Origin of the sequence: Rhizobium leguminosarum, from assembly GCF_019798305.1 — a bacterium.
Taxonomy (GTDB): Bacteria; Pseudomonadota; Alphaproteobacteria; order Rhizobiales; family Rhizobiaceae; genus Rhizobium; species Rhizobium leguminosarum_U.
Genome location: NZ_JAAXDD010000001.1, coordinates 413,443 through 432,728 on the forward strand (window position 1 = coordinate 413,443; position 19,286 = coordinate 432,728).

A 19,286-nucleotide genomic window follows, 5' to 3' on the forward strand; every position below is an offset into this window, starting at 1 on the left:
CCATGTCTGATGGTCACTTCTTCGCGACGTTGCGATCCAGGAAGTCGTTGATTAGAGGAGCAGCGACGTCAAGTTTTTCTTCGAGCAGGAAGTGACCCGAATTCAAGACATGAATTTCGGCATCTGGGAGGTCCTTGAGATAAGGATGAGCGCCGGCCTCAGGAAAAATATAGTCGTTCTTGCCCCAGACGATGAGCGTGGGAGGTTTACGCTCACGAAAGAAGTTTTGGAAGTCAGGGTAAAGCGGCACGTTGGTGCGATAGTCATACAACATGTCGAGCTGGATGTCTTTGTTCCCTGGTCGGTCCAGGAGAGCCTGGTCGTGAACCCAGTTGTCGGGGCTGATGCGCGACACGTCTTCCATCCCGTCGGTGTACTGAAACTTGGTCGTTTCGAGCGTGACCAGACCGGAGAGCGCCTCACGGCTCTTCTGCGATCCATCAGACCAGTAGATCTTGATGGGATCCCAGAATTCCTTCAGCCCTTCATCATAGGCGTTGCCATTCTGGATGATCAGCGCACTGACCCGCTCGGGATGTTTCAGCGCCAGACGGTATCCCACCGGTGCACCATAATCCATGACGTACATGGCGTAGCTTTTGACGGCCAGATGATCCAGCAACTTGTCGACGATATTGGCGACCCCGCCAAACGTATAGGCAAATTTGCTATGATCGGGAGATGCGCTTTGCCCGTAACCCGGATAGTCCGGCGCGATGACGTGGTATCGATCTGCAAGTAGCGGGATCAGATTCCGGAACATGTGGGATGACGTCGGAAAACCATGAAGCAGCAGCACGACCGGAGCGTCGGCCGGCCCGGCTTCCCGGTAGAAGATATCGAGACCCTCGATCTTTGCGGTTCGGTAGTGGACGGGAACCGGAGCCTCGCGAACGTCCGTCGTGGCCTGCGCGGGAAGCGCTGACGTCACTGTTGCGGCAGTCATGCTGGCGGTCGCCAGCATCAAGCACATAATCAAGCTACGCATGGTGGTCTCCCTAAAAGTCGAGATGAAAAATGATTTCGAATGAGGGCTGCTGTCGGTCGTTCGGACCGCGCAAGCGCCGTGGCGGTTAACAACGTCACCGGAGGCTGTTGCCTCAGGTCAGGAAATGGCAGCGATGTAGAAATTCGTTGCACGTGAATGGTCGATGTGAAGGCGACGAGGGATCCGTTGAGGTCACCGTTCATCAAAGGCTTCGATGTTTAGGAGTAAGCCGGTTTATGGCCTCGCTCAATTGCGATCTAGGTCACGCGGAACTAGACGATGGCATTGCAACCATAGACCTTCGTATATCGATTTTCCCTTACCCAAGTCACAGAAATCCCGTAACTATTTCCGACGGACGATCGGCCATCTTTCGACATTTCCTGACATGGAGTCGGTACGTCTGGGCTCTGTAACGTCTCAAACACTGAACGGAGAGTGCGGTGGAACGAGAGCCGGAAACCGATCCCATTATCGATCTGATCCCCGCCATGGTGTGGTCCGCAACGTCGGAAGGCATGTTGGATTTTGCCAACCAGCATTTTCTCGAGTTTATCGGGGCGCCGCTTGAGGAAATCTCCGGAGTGGGATTCTACAAGCTATTTCATCCCGACGACATGTCACATCTCGCTTCGGAATGGCACGACATCATGGCCTCGAAACATGCCAGAGAGGTCGTGGGCAGGCTCAGGCGCGCAGATGGCCAATATCGTTGGTGCACGCTTCGGCAGAAACCGCGGCTCGATACCGAAGGAAATGTCGTCAGGTGGTATGGTGTGGTCCTCGATATAGAAGACCGCAAACAGGCCGAAAATGCATTGAAGGAAACGAAGACTGCGCTTGCGGCCAGCGAGGAAAACCTCAGCCTTATCATCAATTCGCTGCCTGTTCTCGTATGGTCAGCGCGACCGGATGGCAGCGCCGATTTTGTCAATAAAAGCTGGTTGGACTATGCAGGTCGTCCTGCTGATCAAATCCTCGAGTGGGGCTTTCTGGATCTTTACCATCCTGACGACATTCCAGGCATGGTGGACATCTGGAAGAGAGACCTCGAGCATTCCGACCACACTGTTTTGAAAGGACGCATTCGCGGAGCAGACGGCAACTATCGTTGGTTTTACTTCTCAGGGCGAAAGCTGGTCGATGCCAACGGCGTCGTTCGTTGGTTCGGTGTTAACATCGATATCGAAGACCTGCAACGTGCGGAGAATGCTCTTCGGGAAAGCGAAGCTGCGCTCACGGAAAGTGAACACAAGCTCAATCTTATCATCAACACGATACCCGCCATGGCCTGGTCCTGCACCTCGGATGGCCGGCTTGAATATTTCAATCGAAACTTGATCGATTATGTTGGTCTACCTTCTGAAGAGATCGTCGGCTTCGGTTTTTATCGTATGTTTCATCCTGATGATGTCGAGCCGATGCGTATGGCTTGGGACGATATCGTAGCCTCAAAAAAAAGTCGTCCTGTAGACGCCCGCATCAGACGCGCCGATGGCGAATATCGATGGTTCAACCTTCGACAAAGCCCCCTTCTGGATCCCGATGGAAATGTTGTGAGATGGTACGGCGTCGTCGTGGATATCGAGGATCGCAAACGGGCGGAAGAGTCCTTGCTGCAAAGCCAGAGTGACCTCGCGCATGTGACGCGGATGACGGCCACAGGTGAGCTTGCCGTTTCAATTGCCCATGAAGTCAACCAGCCGCTGATGGCAATCGTCACGAATGCCGGCACATGTCTGCGGTGGCTACAGCCGGGCCACACCGATCTGGAGCAGGCGCGTGTGGCCGCCGAAAGGATCGTCCGCGATGGGCATCGCGCCGGCGATATCATCACCAGTATCCGGGCGATGGCTCAGAAGTTACCTGCCAGGATTGAGCTAACTGACTTCAAACCTGCCGTACGCGAGGTGCTGGATCTGTTGACGGGCGAACTTCAACGGCGTGGAATAGAGCTCAGTCTTGATATGGCAGCAACGCCTATCGAAGTCGTAGGAGACCGAACGCAACTGCAACAGGTTGTTCTCAACTTGGTTATGAACAGTGCCGAAGCGATGACAGCTTCTTCAACAGCAAAACACATCAACATCAGATGCGCTGTGGAGGAGCAGCTTGTCAGCGTGAGCGTTTCTGACACGGGTCGCGGGGTACCTATCCACGAATTGGAGCGCGTTTTCGAAGCATTCTACAGCACGAAGGCCGACGGTATCGGAATGGGCTTATCGATATGCCGTTCCATCGTCGAAGCCCATGGTGGCCGTATTTGGGCTTCATTGGGGGAGAACGGGGACGGGGCCCTATTTACGTTCACGTTGCCAATGGCGGAGGGCGCTATCGTCCATGATAGATGATCGCAAGAGAGGGCAGCCCACAGTTATTGTCATCGATGACGACGAAAGTGTCCGCGAAGCTTTGAGAGGATTGTTCCAGTCAGTCGGACTTGTCGCTGAAACCCATGGGTCGGTGGCAGAGTTTCTTGCCGCGGATGATCCTGATCGTGCCGGCTGTATTGTGCTTGATATTCGCTTGCCAGGTCAAAGCGGCCTGGAGTTTCAGGAGGCACTCGCGAAAAGCCGGAATCCAAGGTCGGTGGTGCTGATCAGTGCTCATGTCGATGTGGCGATGGCTGTCCGCGCCATGAAGGCAGGTGCTATCGATGTTCTTACCAAGCCTGTGCGCGAGCAGGACCTGCTCGAAGCGGTGAATCGGGCTTTGGCAAGTGATAGCGCTCGACGCGAAGAGGCACGTCAAACGGCGGCGTTGCGCCTAATGTATTCCAAACTTACCGAGCGCGAGCGGCAGATTATGGCATTGGTTGTCGCCGGGAAGCTGAACAAACAAATTGCGGCTGAAGTTCAGCTCGCTGAGGCCACCGTGAAGCTTCACCGCGGTCACATGATGCGAAAAATGCAAGCATCGTCAGTTGCGGATTTGGTTAGGATTGCGGGCATTCTGAAGGGCTGAAAGCAGCGATTTGGAGGAAGCGTTCGATCCCTTGCAAGAGCTGAGGGTCCTACACCGGCCGATGGTGATTGAGCCTTTTGCCTGTGTGCCATAATCCGGACCTGAAAACTTCGCGCTTCGATCTGACCGTCTTCTACAGAAGTGAAGGACACCGGGAGCTGCCAGTCCGCTACCGGCCCCATGTCGGCCATTGCCGATTGCAGCGCGCAATGAAGGCTATTGGCGCATTGCAGTTCTCCGCCAGCTTGGGATTTCATGTCAGCATCATCGCGATCCAGGACTGGCAAATTCCAGCTTTGACCAATGCCCAAACCTAAGGCCAATCGGCATAGCCCGAGGACAGCATGCTGTTTTCCGAGCCGGCGGAAGCGCGGGCTATCTCGCGGTAACCGGCGGGTGAAAGGCCGGTCTTGCGCTTGAAGAAATGGCTGAAATAGGTGGGATCGCGAAAGCCGAGGCTGTCGGAGATTTCCTGGATATTGCGGGCCGATCGCTCCAATCTCAGCTTTGCCTCTTGCACCACGCGCTCGTGCAGAAGCTGGATCGGCGAGCGGCCGAGCGCCCTTTGGCAGGTGGAATGCAGCCGGTCGGCCGTGACGCCCAGTTCTGCGGCATAGTCGCTGATCGGTCGGTGCTGGCGGAAACCGGCCTCGACCAGCTGCCGATACCGCTGCAGGATCGATCCCACTTCGCCCTGCCCGCGCTGCTCGCTTCTCTCGCCATCGGAGCCGCGCCACAGCGCCATCAGGATGAGCCTGATATAGGCAGATGCGACCATCCAGGAGGAGCGGGTGGGATCGCCCAGTTCCCGCACGAAGCCTGAGATCAGCGGGCTGATTTCGGCCACTGCTGAGGGATCCAATGCCTCGACCAGCTTGCGCTGTTCCGTGAAGATGCGCAGCGAATAGGATTCCACCTTGTCGCCGATCGCATCGACCATGATCTGAGGCGAAGCGCCGACCAGATGAGCCGCGGTTCCGGCTGATATCGACAGGTCGCACCGCGCCTGCGGCGGCAGGAAGGCAAGCAGCGGTCCGTGCAGCGGCCGATGTTCGCCATTGTCGAAGTGAAGCTCCCCACTCCCCTCGCCGAGCAGAAGGAAATGGTGGAAATCGGCATACAGACCTTTTTGGAAACGGATGCGCCGGTGCGACAGCGACGGAGCGTGCCACTCGCCCCTGGCATAGTGGTGAATTCCTCCGTCCGTTGCCAACGCTTCTCCTCCATCCCCCACCTCAAACAATGCGGTAATCGCCGGATAATTACAATATTAACCCAATAAATCGCATTCCATCCGCGCCAGATCGGCGTAACCTTTTCTCCATCAGCCTTTGGGAGGAGGCTCTTCAACAGATGCAGGAACAGTCAGGCAGCCCCCGTGGCGCCGCGTCTGCTCGTTTTCTTCCATGGCAACAATGCAAACCGACATGCGGCGCCAACACCTGGCGCCAATATGTGGCACCAACACATGGCGAATTGGGTGAAACAGTGTTTTCGGCAAAGCTGATGATCAACAACGAGGCGATGGATGCTTCCGAAGGGGCCACCTTCGAACGCATCGATCCGTTGACCGGCGACATCGCAACGATTGCCTCGGCAGGATCGATTGCCGACATGACGCGGGCAGCCAATGCGGCAGCAGCGGCCTTTCCGGACTGGTCGCAGACCGGCCCGGGCGAACGGCGCCGACTTCTGGATGCCGCAGCCGACATACTGGAGGCCCGCACCCCCGAACTCGTTGCCGCCATGACCGGCGAAACCGGCGCCACGACGCAATGGGCGGCGATCAATTGCGGGCTCGGCGCCGATATTCTTCGCGAGGCGGCGGCGATGACCACGCAAATATCAGGCGAGATCATTCCTTCCGGCATTCCGGGAAGCCTCGCCATGGCGGTCCGCCAGCCGGCAGGCGTCTGCGTCGGCATTGCCCCCTGGAACGCGCCTATTATCCTCGGCACCCGTGCCGTCGCCATGCCGCTTGCCTGCGGCAACACCGTCGTCCTCAAGGCCTCCGAACTCTGCCCGAAGACCCATGGCCTGATCGGCGACATCATGCGTGACGCCGGCTTTCCGCGCGGCGTCCTCAATGTCGTGTCCAACGCGCCGAGCGATGCCGCCGCCGTCGTCGATGCGCTGATTGCCCATCCGGCCGTGCGCCGCATCAACTTCACTGGCTCCACCCGTGTCGGCCGGATCATCGCCGAATCCGCGGCAAGGCATCTCAAGCGCTGCCTGCTCGAACTCGGCGGCAAGGCGCCGTTCATCGTCCTTGCCGACGCCGATATCGACGAGGCCGTGGGTGCTGCCGCCTTCGGCGCCTTCATGAACCAGGGCCAGATCTGCATGTCGACCGAACGGATCATCCTCATGGACGAGATCGCCGACGGCTTCGTCGGCAAATTCCGGACGAAGGCGGCAACCCTCGTCGCCGGCAATCCCAAGGACGGCAACACGCCGCTCGGCACGCTGATCAACACTGAGGCCGTCCGCCGCGTTCGGTCGCTGGTCGATGACGCCCTGCAGAAGGGCGCGGTGCGCATCTGCGGCGGCCAGGCCAGTGGCACGCTGATGGATGCAACCGTCATCGATCATGTGACGCCTGCCATGCGCATCTATCGCGAGGAGAGTTTTGGACCAGTGGCGGCGATCGTCCGGGTCGGCAGCGTCGACGAGGCCGTGACGGTTGCCAACGACAACGAATACGGGCTGTCGGCCGCCGTCTTCAGCGCCGACGTCAATGCAGCCCTTGCCGTCGCCATGCGGCTCGAATCCGGCATCTGCCACATCAACGAAGCCACCGTTTCCGACGAGCCGCAAATGCCCTTCGGCGGCGTCAAGTCAAGCGGTTACGGCCGCTTCGGCGGCAAGGCGGCGATCGATGAATTCACCGAGCTCAGATGGATCACCATGGCCTCGGGAAAACGGCACTACCCGATCTGAATTGAGATCGGCCGAAATGAATACTGGGAACGGGCTGGGAGGCCCGCATCAAGAGGGAGGAATGATTTCATGAACGGCATTTTCCGCAACGGCAAATTCAACGCGGCATCGCTGAGCCGCCGCTCTTTCATCGCATCGACCGTGGCGGGCGGCGCGGCGCTGGCGCTTTCCGGCCGCACAGCCTTCGCTGCAAGCGGCGATACGCTGAAGGTCGGCTTCATCAGCCCGCGCACCGGCCCTCTTGGCGGCTTCGGCGAGACGGACGGCTATGTGCTCGAACTGGCGCGCAAGGCGCTGGCGAACGGCCTGCAGGCGGGCGGCAAGACCTGGAAGGTTGACATTCTCGACCAGGACACCCAGTCCGATCCCTCGCGTGCCGGCCAGTTGGCGAAGGACCTGATCAACAACCAGGCGATCGACCTGATGCTTGCCGTCTCGACGCCCGAAACCATCAATCCGGTGGCCGATGCCTGCGAAGCGGCCGGTATTCCCTGCCTCTCGACGGTCATGCCCTGGGAAGCCTGGTATTTCGGCCGTGGCGCCAAGCCGGGCGCACCCTCGCCGTTCAAGTGGACCTATCATTTCGGCTTTGGCGTCGAAGAGTTCCACAAGGCCTATGTTTCGCAGTGGAACCTGATCGAGACCAACAAGAAGGTCGGCGTCATGTATCCGAACGACGCCGATGGCAACGCGATCCGCACCCATCTGGCGCCGGCGCTCGCCAAAGCCGGCTTCACCATCGTCGATCCCGGAGCCTATGAAACCGGAACCACCGACTTTACCGCGCAGATCGCTCTCTTCAGGCAGGAGGGCGTGGAGATCTTCAATTCGTTCCCGATACCGCCTGACTTCGCCGCCTTCTGGCGTCAGGCCGCACAGCAGGGCCTCACCCAGCAGATTAAGATCTGCCAGATCGCCAAGACGGGCCTGTTTCCCTCCGACATCGAGGCGCTCGGCGACCTCGGCCTGAACATCGGCAGCGCCGCCTACTGGCACAAGGCCTTCCCCTACAAATCGACGCTGACCGGCGTCTCCGGAACCGAACTTGCCGATGGCTATGAAACGGCCAGCGGCAAGCAGTGGACGCAGCAGCTCGGCGCCAGCCTGGCGCTGCTCGACGCCGGCTTCGATGCGCTGAAGGCCAGCACCGACGTCAAAAGCAAGGAGGCCGTCGCCAAGGCGATCAGCACGCTGAAGACCACCACCATTGCCGGCAAGGTCGATTTCACCAGCGGCCCCGTCGCCAACGTCTCTCCCGGACCGATCATCGGCACGCAATGGGTGAAAGCGCCGGAGGGCTCGAAATTCGCGCTCGATTATGTCGTCACCGAAAACGCCACCGACCCCAATGTGCCGGTCGGTGCCAAGCTCACCGCTTACAACGGGTAACGCACAGTGCTGCAGCGGGAAGATCAAAGACGGCCGGGGGGAGCCTTTCTCTCGGCCAAAGGGATCCACAAGCGGTTCGGCGCGCTGGTGGTGCTGGAGAATCTGGATTTTTCCATGGGCGATGGCGAGGCGATCGGCATTGTCGGGCCGAACGGCGCCGGCAAGACGACCCTGCTCAGCGTGCTCGCCGGCGCCTTCCCGCCGAATGCGGGAAGCATCACCTTCGACGGCGTCGACGTCACGCGCCGGACGGCGGCGGAGCGCTGCCGGTCCGGGCTCGTCCGGACCCATCAGATTCCGAAGCCCTTCGGCGGCATGACGACTCTTGAGAATGTCTTCGTCGCCGCATCGCACGGCAATGTTGCAAGCCGCGACGAGGCCTATGAGCGCGTGGTGGATTCGCTTTCGCTCTGCGGCATGCTTGGAGTCGCCAACCGCCCGGCCGACACGCTTGGCCTGCTCGATCGCAAACGGCTGGAGCTTGCCCGTGCGCTTGCCACGCAGCCAAGGTTGATGCTGCTCGACGAGATCGGCGGCGGCCTGACCGATGGCGAGGCGAGCGAACTCGTCGAAACCATCCTCGAATTGCGCCGCCGCGGCATCGGCATCGTCTGGATCGAGCATATCGTTCATATCCTCCTGCAGGTGGCGGAGCGGCTGATCTGCATGGACGCCGGCAGGATCATCGCCGATGGCGAACCGAAAACGGTCATGAGCGATGCGGAGGTCGTCAAGGCCTATCTCGGAGGGACACCTGCATGAGCCTTCTCTCCATCCGCGACCTCGACGTCCGCCACGGCCTGCTTCAGGCGGTGCGCGGCGTCAGCTTCGATCTTGCCAGGGGCGAGGTGCTGGCGCTGGTCGGCGCAAATGGCGCCGGCAAGACAACGCTGCTCAGATCGATCGCCGGCGCCCATCTGCCATCCTCCGGCCGCGTCCTCCTCAACGACGAAGATCTGGCCGCCGTCCCGTCCCACAAACGGATCGCCAAGGGCATTGCCCTGGTGCCGGAAGGCCGGCGCCTGTTTTCACAGATGACGGTGGAAGAGAACCTGCTTCTCGGAAAGAGTTCCGGCCGTAAGGGCGAGTGGAACATCGAGCGCGTCCTCGACGCTTTTCCAAACCTGAAACCGCGCCGTCACGCCAAGACAGGACACCTCTCGGGCGGGGAACAGCAGGCGACCGCCATCGGCCGGGCGCTGATGAGCAATCCCGATATTCTTCTCCTGGACGAGGTCTCGCTCGGACTTTCGCCTCTGGTCGTCGATCGCGTCTATGCCCAGCTGCAGGCGCTGCTCACGTCGGGAACGACCATCGTGCTCGTCGAGCAGGATCTCGCTCGCGCCATGAGCGTGGCAAGCCGTGTCATCTGCATGCTGGAAGGACGCATCGTCCTCGACCGGCCGGCCGCCGCCGTCACGCGCGAACATGTCACTCAAGCCTATTTCGGATTGCACCGGACATCAGGCGAAAGGAGCGCATCGTGATCAACACCCTGCTCCAGGGCATTCTGCTCGGCGGCTACTACGCCGTTATCGCCTGCGGACTGTCCTTCATGTTCTCGGTCATGCGGATCATCAATCTCGCGCATGGCAGCCTGGCGGTCGCAGCCGCTTATGGGCTGTGGCTGCTGGCCGCCAAAGCCGGCATTCCACCCTTCGCCGGCCTGCTGATAGTGCTGCCGGTCATGGCGGCGGCGGGATGGCTGCTGCAGCGCTTCATTCTGGAACGCAGCGCCCGCGGCGGCACGCTCCTGCCGATCCTGACGACCTTCGGCCTGTCGATCGTCATCGACAACCTGCTGTTCGAGCAGTTCGGCGCCGACACCCGTTCGCTCGCACCGTTCATCGGCAACCTGTCCTATGCATCCTGGCAGCTGCCGGGCCACATCTACGTCGGCAAGCTTGCTGTCATGATGATGGTGACGGCAGTCCTCGTTCTCGGCGGGCTGCAGTTCTTCCTCAGCCGCTTTGCGCTTGGCCGCGCGATCCGCGCCACGGCGGAAGATCCCGATACGGCGGGGCTGGTCGGCATCGACGCCCGCAGGGTCAACGCCGTCGCCACCGCGATCACCATGGTCACGGTCGGGATCGCCGGTGCTTTTCTCGGGATGCGGGCAACCTTCAGCCCCTACTCCGGCGGCCCACAACTTCTCTTCGCCTTCGAGGCGGCCGTCATCGGCGGCGCGGGATCGCTATGGGGCACGCTTGCCGGCGGCATCGTTCTCGGTCTTGCCCAATCGCTCGGCGCCCAATTGCATCCGCAAGGCTTCCTGATCGGCGGCCATGCCGTGTTCCTGCTGGTGCTTTTCGTCAGGCTATCCCGGTTCGGCATGCCGTCTCTCGACAAACTTGGCGCCTTTCTCAAACTGCGCACCCGTCTCCGGAGCCCGACATGAGCCCAAACGCGACCCTTGCCTCCAACGGAATATCGATAGAACGCTGGACGAAATCGTCACGGGTGGCGCTTGGCTGCATGGCCGCGGTGCTTGCCCTGCTGATGTTTGCCCCCGTTGTCCTCGGCGCCGGCGCGATAGACCGGATGACGGCCCTGTTCATCTATGTGATCCTTGCCGCCATGTGGAATGCGCTTGCCGGTTTCGGCGGGCTCGTCTCGGTCGGCCAGCAGGTGTTCTTCGGCCTCGGCGCCTATTTCACCATCCGCCTGGCGGATGCGGGGCTCAATCCCTTCGTCTCGCTCTTTGCCGCCGCGATCGTGACCGGCGCCCTGTCGATCCCGCTTTCGCTGTTCATGCTGCGCCTGAAGGGCGGCGAGTTCGCGATCGGCATGTGGGTGATAGCGGAACTCGCCCATCTGCTCGTCAACCTCGACCGGCTGATCCAGGGGGAAACGGGAACCTCGCTGATCTCTCTCAACGTCTATGACGGCGCGACGCGGCGGGCAACGATCTACTGGCTCGCCTTGGCGGCCATGGCCGCCCTGCTCGGCGCTCTCTTCATCCTGATGCGCAGCCGCGCCGGTGCGGCCATGCAGGCGATCCGCGACAATGAGGAGGCGGCAACCTCGGTCGGCGTGCGCGTGATCGCAACCAAGAGGCTGCTCTTCGTGCTCGCCGCCTTCGGCATCGCGGTTGCCGGAGGCCTGTGGCTGGCGACCGCCACGACCTTTCAGCCGAAGACCTATTTCAGCGTCCAGTGGACGGCCTACATGATCTTCATGGTGCTGGTCGGCGGGATCGGCAAGTTCGAAGGCGCGATCCTCGGCGCCATCCTGTTCTTCGTGATCGAGACCGCCTTCGGTTCAGCCGGCGTCTGGTACCTGATCGGCCTCGGCGCCACGGCGTTGATCTTCTCGCTCTACCTGCCGCGCGGCCTTTGGGGCGAAATCGAGCGCCGCTTCGATTTTCAACTTCTGCCGGTCGGCTACCGGCTGAAATTGCCCGGTCCGCATAAAATCAAATGGGAAGAATGAACCGGCTTATTTCCGGACTCTCTTGCGAAAGGTGACCTTCATGCTTTTTGGTAAAACAATCCTGGTGACCGGCGTCGCTTCCGGCATCGGCGCCCGCACGGCGGAGCTGGCCGGCCAGATGGGCGCTGAGGTCATCGGCGTCGATGTGCGCGAGCCAGCGGGTGGAAGTGCCGCCTTTATCAAGGGCGATCTGTCCATGGCATCAGGCGTTGCCGAGATCGTCGCGCAGCTTCCGGTGCGCCTCGATGCGCTCGCCAATGTCGCCGGCCTTTCCGGCAACACCGGCGTCGTCTCGACGCTCGCCGTCAATTTCTACGGCCTCCGCGCCCTGTCCGAAGCCGTGGCACCCCGCCTGCGCGAAGGCGGCGCCATCGTCAACGTCGCCTCGATCGCCGGCTACGGCTGGCGCGCCAACCTCGAGCGGGCAAAGTCGCTGACATCAATCGAAGGCTTTCCCGAGGTGGCGGCGGTTGTCGCCGAACACGGCCTCAAGGACGAGGAAGGCTACCCGCTCTCCAAGGAGCTGATGCTGCTCTGGACCATGCGGGCAGCCCATCAGCCGCTGTTCAAAAACCGCGGTATCCGCGTCAATGCGGTCAGCCCCGGACCGGTGGAAACGCCGATCCTCAAGCAGTTCCGCGCCGTGCTCGGCGACGCCAGGGTCGACAGCGACATCACCCGCGTCGGCCGCGCCGGCACCTCCGCCGATATTGCGCCGCCGGTGCTCTTCCTCTGCTCGGATGGCGCACGCTGGATCAACGGCGCCAATCTTGCCGTCGACGGCGGCCTCGAAGCTTCCATCAACGCCGAAGTCCTCGGCTTCTAGTTCTTGTCCCCAGGAGACCTCCGATGAATATTTCCCTCCTCATAAACGGCGCCGACCGCGCGGCCTCCAGCGGCCGGACCTTTGATCGCATCGATCCCTTCACCGAGAAGCTCGCAAGCCGCGCCGCCGCGGCAAGCCTGGAGGATGCGGCCGCTGCGGTCGATGCCGCCGCCGCTGCCTTCGGCGCCTGGTCGAAGACCGGCCCCGGCCAGCGCCGCGCGATCCTGATGAAGGCCGCCGATATCATGGATTCCAAAGTCGGCGAGTTTACCCGGCTGATGATCGAGGAGACCGGTTCAACCGCACCCTGGGCCGGTTTCAATGTCATGCTCGCCGCCAATATCCTGCGCGAGGCCGGCGCCATGACGACGCAGATATCAGGCGAAATCATCCCTTCCGACAAACCCGGCACGCTCGCCATGGGCGTTCGCCAGGCCGCGGGCGTCTGCCTGGCGATCGCTCCCTGGAACGCGCCGGTCATTCTCGCCACCCGCGCCATCGCCATGCCGATCGCCTGCGGCAATACCGTCGTGCTCAAGGCCTCCGAACAATGCCCCGGCACGCACCGTCTTATTGCCACAGTGCTGACCGAAGCCGGCCTGCCGGCCGGCGTCATCAACGTCCTCACCAACGCGCCGGAAGATGCGCCCGAGATCGTCGCCGCGCTGATTGCCCATCCGGCCGTCAAGCGCGTGAACTTCACCGGGTCGACCAAGGTCGGCAAGATCATCGCCGAGACCTGCGGCAGGTATCTCAAACCCGCCCTTCTTGAGCTCGGCGGCAAGGCACCGCTGGTCATCCTCGACGACGCCGATATCGACGGTGCCGTCAATGCCGCCATTTTCGGCGCCTTCATGCATCAGGGCCAGATCTGCATGTCGACGGAGCGGATCATCGTCGACGAGACGATCGCCGATCAGTTCGTCGCCAAACTGGCCGCCCGCGCCAGCCAGCTGCCGGCCGGCGACCCACGTGGCCATGTCGTTCTCGGCTCGTTGATCAGCCTCGATGCGGCGAAGAAAATGGAGGAGCTGATTGCCGATGCGACGGCCAAGGGGGCAAAACTCGTGGCCGGCGGCAAGCGCTCCGGCACCGTGGTCGAGGCGACGCTGCTCGATCACGTCACGCCCGAGATGCGCGTCTATGCGGAAGAATCCTTCGGCCCCGTGAAGCCGATCATTCGCGTTACCAGTGAGGAAGAAGCCATCCGCATCGCCAACGACACCGAATACGGCCTGTCCTCCGCCGTCTTCAGCCGCAATGTCCAGCGGGCAATGGCAGTTGCGGCGCGGATCGAATCCGGCATCTGCCACATCAATGGCCCGACGGTGAACGACGAGGCGCAAATGCCCTTCGGCGGCGTCAAAGGCAGCGGCTATGGCCGCTTCGGCGGCAAGGCGGCGATCGCCGAATTCACCGACCTGCGCTGGATCACGGTCGAGGATTCCGCCCAGCACTATCCCTTCTGAGCCGGTTTGACGGGCTTCACCGTGCCACGACGCCATTGCGGTCGTGGCACGGCCTATGCACAGACGGCGAAAGAGATTCGCGCCGCCCTTAGGAAGATGCTTCAGCGCTTCGGTATGGCGTGGGCCGTGAAATAGCGCCGTGCCTGTTTGAAAAGGCTCCAGGACGTGTTCTCGGGCTCCGGTCCGGAACCAAAACTTGTCACACGTATTCGGTCGAGAATGAGTTTCGATCTTATGGCGGGCGAGCAAATGGCTTTGCACATCAAACGAATCTACGAGCCGAAAGACGACAAGGACGGCATGCGCATCCTGGTCGACAGGCTATGGCCTCGCGGGTTGAGCAAGCAGGATGCGGCAGTCGATATCTGGTTGAAGGATATCGCGCCAAGCCCGGCGCTACGCCGTTGGTTCGGCCACGACCCCGCCAAATGGACAGAGTTCCAGCGCCGCTATCGAGACGAGCTGGAAAAGAACCGATCGACCGTCGAGGAATTGAAACGCCAGATCCGGCAAGAGGACGCGACGCTTCTCTACGCTGCGAAAGACCTGCACCACAATCACGCTATCGTTCTTCAGCGCTTCGTCGGCGAAGGCTGACACGTCGGTGTGGCCGCATGGATCTACGAAAAATTCGCTCAGTGGCGCGATAACTCCCGCGAATAGCGTGAATATCGCCGGACTGCAGCCGATCGTGGAAAAGCTCTGCTCAATCCTCAATCTCCTGAAATCGCGGAAACGACGTGGGCGGGGAACTGAATCACCAAACGCAGTTCTTTTTGCTCGCTGCCGGGACAGAACAAAAAAGCGAATCCCGGAGAAGCGGGCTCAGCAGCACGTATAATCTAGTAAAAACGTAGAGACACTTTAATTTGGCGTCGTCTTATTCCGGAGGGTATGATGAAGATCACAAGACGAGCTTTCACTGCACTGGTCGCGGGTGCCATCGCGACACCTTTGACGCATGTCCGGCCGGCTGGCGCGGCTGATAAGGTCGTGCGTATCGGCTACCAGAAATATGGAACTCTGGTGCTTCTCAAGGGCAAAGGGTTGCTGGAGAAGAAACTTAAATCCATCGACTACACGGTTGAATGGACCGAATTTCCGGGCGGTCCGCAGCTCCTCGAGGCCCTGAACGCCGGTGCTGTCGATTTCGGATCGACCGGCGAAACGCCACCGATCTTCGCCCAGGCCGCGAACGCTCCGCTTGTCTATATCGCACATGAGCCGCCCGCCCCGCGCGGCGAAGCCATACTGGTCCCTAGGGATAGCCCGATAAAGTCGGTTGCAGAGCTGAAGGGCAAGAGGTCGCCTTCAACAAGGGCTCGAACGTGCATTACCTGCTCGTTAAGGCGCTCGAAGAAGCCGGCCTGACCTATGAGGACGTGGAGCCATCCTTCCTCGCTCCAGCCGACGGCCGCGCAGCTTTCGAAAAGGGCGCGGTGGATGCATGGGTCATCTGGGATCCCTTCCAGGCAGCTGCGGAAGTGGCGATCGAAGCGAGAGAGCTCAGAAACGGCGAGGGCGTCGTTCCCAATCACCAGTTCTATCTCGGCACGAGTGCGCTGGTTGACGGCCACGCCCAGGCGATCGATGTCTTGATCGACGCCATTTCCGAGATCGACGAATGGACCAAGTCCGACACCGCGGCTGCGGCGGCAGAGCTATCACCGTCGGTCGGCATCCCCGAACCTGTCCTCGTCAAGGCGCTCGAACGTCAGTCCTATGGGATCAAGAGCCTGGATGACTCCGTCGTCGCGCAGCAGCAGAGCATCGCCGACACCTTTTTCAAACTCAAGCTCATTCCCAAGGAGGTGACGATTGCGGACGTTGTCCGCAAGGGCAAGGCGTAGTGCTCATCGACATGGAAGACGCGGATGTCCGCCTGTAGAAGGAAGGTAGCATGACGGTTCCACTGGTCAGCTTGAGCAATCTGTCGACCGAGCCATCCGCCTCGCCTCAGGTCGGACAGCGCGCCGACCGTCAAAAAGATCCAGCCACCTGTTATTCCTTCACCGCACCGGTCATCGATGAGACGTAGTAGTCCACGAAGAAAGAATAGAGGATGACCACCGGAAGCGAACCGAACAGCGCGCCCGCCATCAGCGATCCCCATTCGAAAACGTCGCCGCGCACCAGTTCGGTCAGCACGCCGACCGGGATGGTTTTGTTTTCCGAGGACTGAATGAAAGTCAGCGCGTAGATGAATTCGTTCCAGGACAGCGTGAAGGCGAAGATCCCGGCGGAAATCAGCCCGGGTACAGCGAGCGGCAGGATGATCTTGGTGAGAATCTGCCACCTGTTGGCGCCGTCCACCAGCGCGCTTTCCTCCAACTCGAAGGGGATCGAGCGGAAATAGCCCATCAGCAGCCAGGTGCAGAAGGGAATGAGGAAGGTCGGATAGGTGAAGATCAGCGCCAGACGCGAATCGTAAATCCCGAGCTTGAAGACAATGAAGGCAAGCGGGATGAAGAGGATCGACGGCGGCACGAGATAGGCAAGGAAGATCACCAGGCCGACCGAGCGGGAGCCGGTGAAGCGGACGCGCTCGATGGCATAGGCGCCGAAGACTGAGGCCACCAGCGAGAGCAAGGTGGAGCAGACCGCGACCAGCATCGTGTTCCACAGCCAGCCCGGATAGGATGTCTCGAGGAACAGGTATTTGATGTGCTCGAGTGTCGGTCCCACCACCCAGAAGGGGCTGTAGTTGCTATAGTCGGTCAGTTGGTCGTTCGGCTTCACCGCGGTGATCGCCATCCAATAGAACGGGAAGAGCAGCACGAAGACGAAGACGGCCATCGGCAGGTAGAGCATCACGATCCGCCGCGGCAGGCGGTTGAGATAGCTCATGCCTTCGGCATTGTCGGTCACGACCTGATCGGCGGCGTTTGAATTTATCGACATCGTCACTCTCCCTAACCCCAATTTGGCTCTAACCCTGGCCTTAATCCTGGCCGCCCTGTTGCCATTTGCGCCGTTGCAGGCCGAAGAAGCTGAACATGATCGCGCCGAGCAGGAAGGGCACCATTGCGACCGCAATGGCCGCACCCTCGCCGAGCTGACCGCCCGGAATGCCGCGTTGGAACGATAGCGTCGCCATCAGATGCGTCGCGTTGACGGGTCCACCCTTCGTCAGCACGTAGATGAGCTGGAAATCCGTAAAGGTGAAGAGCACCGAGAAGGTCATCACCACGGCGATGATCGGCGTCAGCATCGGCAGCGTCACATAGCGAAAACGCTGCCAGCTCGTGGCGCCGTCGAGCGAGGCGGCCTCCTGCAGCGACGCCGGAATCGTCTGCAAGCCCGCAAGCAGCGAGATCGCCACAAAGGGAATGCCGCGCCAGACGTTGGCGACGATGACGGATATGCGCGCATTGATCGGGTCGCCGAGGAAGTTGATCGGCCCGCTGATCAGTCCCAGCTGCATCAGCGACCAGGAGATGATCGAGAATTGGGAATCGTAGATCCACCAGAAGGCCAGTGCCGAAAGCACCGTCGGCACCACCCAGGGAAGCAGCACGATTGCCCGGAAGAAGGATTTGAACGGCAGGTGCTGGTTGAGCAGCATCGCCAGCCAAAGGCCGAGCGCGAATTTCAGCACCGAGGCAACGGAGGTATAGAGAATGGTGTTGAAGACCGACAGCCAAAAGACGCTGTCGTCCATCAGGAACTGGTAGTTCTCCAGCCCGATGAAGATGCCGTCGCGGCCGATCCTCGTATCGGTGAAGCCGAGCCAGACACCGAGCCCCAGCGGATAGGTAAGAAAGCAGACGAGGAAGACGGCCGCCGGCAGCATGAACAGGAAGCCGAGCACATTGTTGTTCTGCAGGAGCGAAGAGATCGGCCCGCGCCTGTCCTCCGAATTCACCATCGACATTGCCTATCTCCCAGATTGCACCTGAACTCCCAGAGGATTTCGCGGCATGCCGAAGCCGGCATGCCGCTTGTTTTGAAGCGTGGGTCAGACCCGATAGTAGCGGTTTGCCCGGCGTTCAGCTTCCTTCATCGCATCTTCGGGCGACATCTGGCCGGTGACGGCGGCTGCATACATGTCGACCAGCACGTAGTCGGCCATGGTCGCTGCCGAGGCATAACCGAGGGGTCCGGCATAGCCGTTCGGACGCAGCTTTTCCGAGGCACGCGCGTAAGGCGCATGGACTGGATCGGATGTCCAGATCGGGTTGTTGGCGAAAGCCTTGAGCGGCTGGCAGCAATAGGCGCTGGAGCCCTGGATCCAGGCATTCATCTGGTCGGCTTCCATCATGAACTTGATGTAAGCCTTCGCCGCTTCCGGATACTTCGTGTGCTTGAAGAGAAGCAGCGAGCTCGTCTGGCAAAGCTCGACGCTCTGACCGATCGGGCCGATCGGGAAGTTCGTCGTGCGAATGTCCTTGGCGATCTCGGCAAGTTTTGGGTCTTTCTTGGCCGTGTAATAGACCGAGACGCCGTTGGCGATCAGCGATACCTGGCCAGCGAGGAAGGCGCGATTGTTGTTGACGTCCTGCCAGCTTTCCGTGCCCGGAATGAAGGTGGCATAGAGCTCCTTGGCGTAGTTGATCGACGCCAGCGTTTCCGGGCTGTTGATCGTTACCTTGCTGCCTTCGTCGACCATCTTGCCGCCGTGGCTCCAAAGCAGCCAATGGGCGTAGTTGTTGCCGTCGCCGACGGCCTTGCCGTGCGGGAAGCCGGCCGGCGTGCCCTTGGCTTTCATCGCCTTGCAAAGCTCTAGGAATCCTGCCGTGTCCTTCGGGAACTCGCTGAAGCCGGCCGCCTTCACGTGAGTGTCGCGATAGACGACCGCATTGCCGATTGCCGTCAGCGGCATGGCGATGAAGGTGTCGCCGCGCGCGGCATAGCCCTTCACACCGTCATACCAGCCGCCATATTTGTTGCCGAGATAGTTGGCGAGTTCGGTCAGGTCGACCAGCTTGTCGGGATACTGGTGAGCGTCGTCGAACCAGCACATGATGAGGTCCGGGCCGGAGCCGACATTGGCCGCGACGGCCGCCTTTGGGCGGATATCTTCCCAGCTTTCCTTGTCGATGCGTACCTGGACGCCGGTCGCGTCTGTGAACTTCTTGGTGTTTGCAAGCCAGGCCTCCTCGTCGCCCTTGACGAAAGGTGTCCAGCGCAGCAGCCGCAGGCTGGCGCCGCTTTCCGGTGTATAGGTCGGTTCGGCCTGCGCGAAGGTCGGCCGGATGCCGAGGCCGGCGGCGCCGGCAACGGCAGCCGAGGCGGCAAGAAAGTCACGTCTCTTAATCCTCATGATATTCCTCCTCTT

General features: G+C 60.8%; 17 protein-coding genes and 1 pseudogene. 13 read left to right on the forward strand and 5 right to left on the reverse strand.

Annotated elements, in window-relative coordinates; genetic code table 11:
• Positions 1-13: 13 nt before the first annotated feature.
• Entirely contained in the window at positions 14-988 is a 975-nt protein-coding gene (locus HFO99_RS01950) for an alpha/beta fold hydrolase (protein WP_222358834.1), read from the reverse strand.
• A 443-nt stretch (positions 989-1,431) separates the two neighbouring features.
• On the opposite strand from HFO99_RS01950, the gene HFO99_RS01955 reads away from it, so the two are divergent.
• From HFO99_RS01955 to HFO99_RS01965, 3 genes are all read left to right on the forward strand, one after another.
• The gene (locus HFO99_RS01955) at positions 1,432-3,339 is read left to right on the forward strand and encodes a PAS domain-containing sensor histidine kinase (protein ID WP_222358835.1); all 1,908 of its coding nucleotides are present in this window, start codon (positions 1,432-1,434) and stop codon (positions 3,337-3,339) included.
• Entirely contained in the window at positions 3,329-3,952 is a 624-nt protein-coding gene (locus HFO99_RS01960) for a response regulator transcription factor (protein WP_222247413.1), read from the forward strand. The genes HFO99_RS01955 and HFO99_RS01960 overlap by 11 nt, the downstream gene beginning before the upstream one ends.
• A gap of 68 nt (positions 3,953-4,020) precedes the next feature.
• Positions 4,021-4,269, forward strand: coding sequence for a hypothetical protein (locus tag HFO99_RS01965; RefSeq protein ID WP_222247412.1), 249 nt, complete (start codon positions 4,021-4,023; stop codon positions 4,267-4,269).
• On the opposite strand, the gene HFO99_RS01970 is transcribed toward HFO99_RS01965, so the two are convergent.
• The gene (locus HFO99_RS01970; RefSeq protein WP_222358837.1) at positions 4,266-5,165 is read right to left on the reverse strand and encodes a helix-turn-helix transcriptional regulator; all 900 of its coding nucleotides are present in this window, start codon (positions 5,163-5,165) and stop codon (positions 4,266-4,268) included. The genes HFO99_RS01965 and HFO99_RS01970 overlap by 4 nt on opposite strands.
• A gap of 263 nt (positions 5,166-5,428) precedes the next feature.
• Between HFO99_RS01970 and HFO99_RS01975 the strand changes: the two genes are divergently transcribed.
• The 10 genes and pseudogenes from HFO99_RS01975 to HFO99_RS02020 all read left to right on the forward strand — a co-directional run bounded on the left by HFO99_RS01975 (position 5,429) and on the right by HFO99_RS02020 (position 15,858).
• Positions 5,429-6,892, forward strand: a complete 1,464-nt coding sequence (locus HFO99_RS01975; RefSeq protein ID WP_222359241.1) for an aldehyde dehydrogenase — start codon at positions 5,429-5,431, stop codon at positions 6,890-6,892.
• A 69-nt stretch (positions 6,893-6,961) separates the two neighbouring features.
• Positions 6,962-8,281 (forward strand): ABC transporter substrate-binding protein, encoded by a 1,320-nt coding sequence (locus tag HFO99_RS01980; RefSeq protein ID WP_222358839.1) that lies wholly within the window; start codon positions 6,962-6,964, stop codon positions 8,279-8,281.
• Between the two features lie 9 nt (positions 8,282-8,290).
• Positions 8,291-9,043, forward strand: coding sequence for an ABC transporter ATP-binding protein (locus HFO99_RS01985; RefSeq protein ID WP_222359243.1), 753 nt, complete (start codon positions 8,291-8,293; stop codon positions 9,041-9,043).
• A complete protein-coding gene (locus HFO99_RS01990) occupies positions 9,040-9,768 on the forward strand; it encodes an ABC transporter ATP-binding protein (RefSeq protein ID WP_128438737.1) in 729 nt (242 codons plus the stop codon). Before HFO99_RS01985 ends, HFO99_RS01990 begins: the two co-directional genes overlap by 4 nt.
• The gene (locus HFO99_RS01995; protein ID WP_003562250.1) at positions 9,765-10,679 is read left to right on the forward strand and encodes a branched-chain amino acid ABC transporter permease; all 915 of its coding nucleotides are present in this window, start codon (positions 9,765-9,767) and stop codon (positions 10,677-10,679) included. The genes HFO99_RS01990 and HFO99_RS01995 overlap by 4 nt, the downstream gene beginning before the upstream one ends.
• Entirely contained in the window at positions 10,676-11,713 is a 1,038-nt protein-coding gene (locus HFO99_RS02000) for a branched-chain amino acid ABC transporter permease (protein WP_222358841.1), read from the forward strand. The genes HFO99_RS01995 and HFO99_RS02000 overlap by 4 nt, the downstream gene beginning before the upstream one ends.
• Positions 11,714-11,753: 40 nt before the next feature.
• The gene (locus HFO99_RS02005) at positions 11,754-12,539 is read left to right on the forward strand and encodes a coniferyl-alcohol dehydrogenase (protein WP_222358843.1); all 786 of its coding nucleotides are present in this window, start codon (positions 11,754-11,756) and stop codon (positions 12,537-12,539) included.
• 23 nt (positions 12,540-12,562) lie between these two features.
• Positions 12,563-14,008, forward strand: coding sequence for an aldehyde dehydrogenase (locus HFO99_RS02010; RefSeq protein WP_222358845.1), 1,446 nt, complete (start codon positions 12,563-12,565; stop codon positions 14,006-14,008).
• A gap of 249 nt (positions 14,009-14,257) precedes the next feature.
• Positions 14,258-14,605, forward strand: a complete 348-nt coding sequence (locus HFO99_RS02015; RefSeq protein ID WP_222358847.1) for a DUF488 domain-containing protein — start codon at positions 14,258-14,260, stop codon at positions 14,603-14,605.
• A gap of 300 nt (positions 14,606-14,905) precedes the next feature.
• A pseudogene (locus HFO99_RS02020) lies at positions 14,906-15,858 on the forward strand (sulfonate ABC transporter substrate-binding protein).
• 151 nt (positions 15,859-16,009) lie between these two features.
• Here the strand turns inward: HFO99_RS02020 and HFO99_RS02025 are convergent.
• The 3 genes from HFO99_RS02025 to HFO99_RS02035 all read right to left on the reverse strand — a co-directional run bounded on the left by HFO99_RS02025 (position 16,010) and on the right by HFO99_RS02035 (position 19,271).
• The gene (locus HFO99_RS02025) at positions 16,010-16,909 is read right to left on the reverse strand and encodes a carbohydrate ABC transporter permease (RefSeq protein WP_222358849.1); all 900 of its coding nucleotides are present in this window, start codon (positions 16,907-16,909) and stop codon (positions 16,010-16,012) included.
• 40 nt (positions 16,910-16,949) lie between these two features.
• Positions 16,950-17,882, reverse strand: coding sequence for a carbohydrate ABC transporter permease (locus HFO99_RS02030; RefSeq protein WP_003550789.1), 933 nt, complete (start codon positions 17,880-17,882; stop codon positions 16,950-16,952).
• Positions 17,883-17,966: 84 nt separating this feature from the next.
• A complete protein-coding gene (locus HFO99_RS02035; RefSeq protein WP_222358851.1) occupies positions 17,967-19,271 on the reverse strand; it encodes an ABC transporter substrate-binding protein in 1,305 nt (434 codons plus the stop codon).
• Between the last annotated feature and the right edge of the window lie 15 nt (positions 19,272-19,286).

Coding starts and splice junctions, on each gene's coding strand:
- HFO99_RS02035 (WP_222358851.1), bottom strand. CDS start 19,271: ATGAGGATTAAGAGACGTGACTTTCTTGCCGCCTCGGCTGCCGTTGCC.
- HFO99_RS02025 (WP_222358849.1), bottom strand. CDS start 16,909: ATGTCGATAAATTCAAACGCCGCCGATCAGGTCGTGACCGACAATGCC.
- HFO99_RS02030 (WP_003550789.1), bottom strand. CDS start 17,882: ATGTCGATGGTGAATTCGGAGGACAGGCGCGGGCCGATCTCTTCGCTC.
- HFO99_RS01950 (WP_222358834.1), bottom strand. CDS start 988: ATGCGTAGCTTGATTATGTGCTTGATGCTGGCGACCGCCAGCATGACT.
- HFO99_RS01990 (WP_128438737.1), top strand. CDS start 9,040: ATGAGCCTTCTCTCCATCCGCGACCTCGACGTCCGCCACGGCCTGCTT.
- HFO99_RS01960 (WP_222247413.1), top strand. CDS start 3,329: ATGATAGATGATCGCAAGAGAGGGCAGCCCACAGTTATTGTCATCGAT.
- HFO99_RS02000 (WP_222358841.1), top strand. CDS start 10,676: ATGAGCCCAAACGCGACCCTTGCCTCCAACGGAATATCGATAGAACGC.
- HFO99_RS02015 (WP_222358847.1), top strand. CDS start 14,258: ATGGCTTTGCACATCAAACGAATCTACGAGCCGAAAGACGACAAGGAC.
- HFO99_RS02005 (WP_222358843.1), top strand. CDS start 11,754: ATGCTTTTTGGTAAAACAATCCTGGTGACCGGCGTCGCTTCCGGCATC.
- HFO99_RS01980 (WP_222358839.1), top strand. CDS start 6,962: ATGAACGGCATTTTCCGCAACGGCAAATTCAACGCGGCATCGCTGAGC.
- HFO99_RS02010 (WP_222358845.1), top strand. CDS start 12,563: ATGAATATTTCCCTCCTCATAAACGGCGCCGACCGCGCGGCCTCCAGC.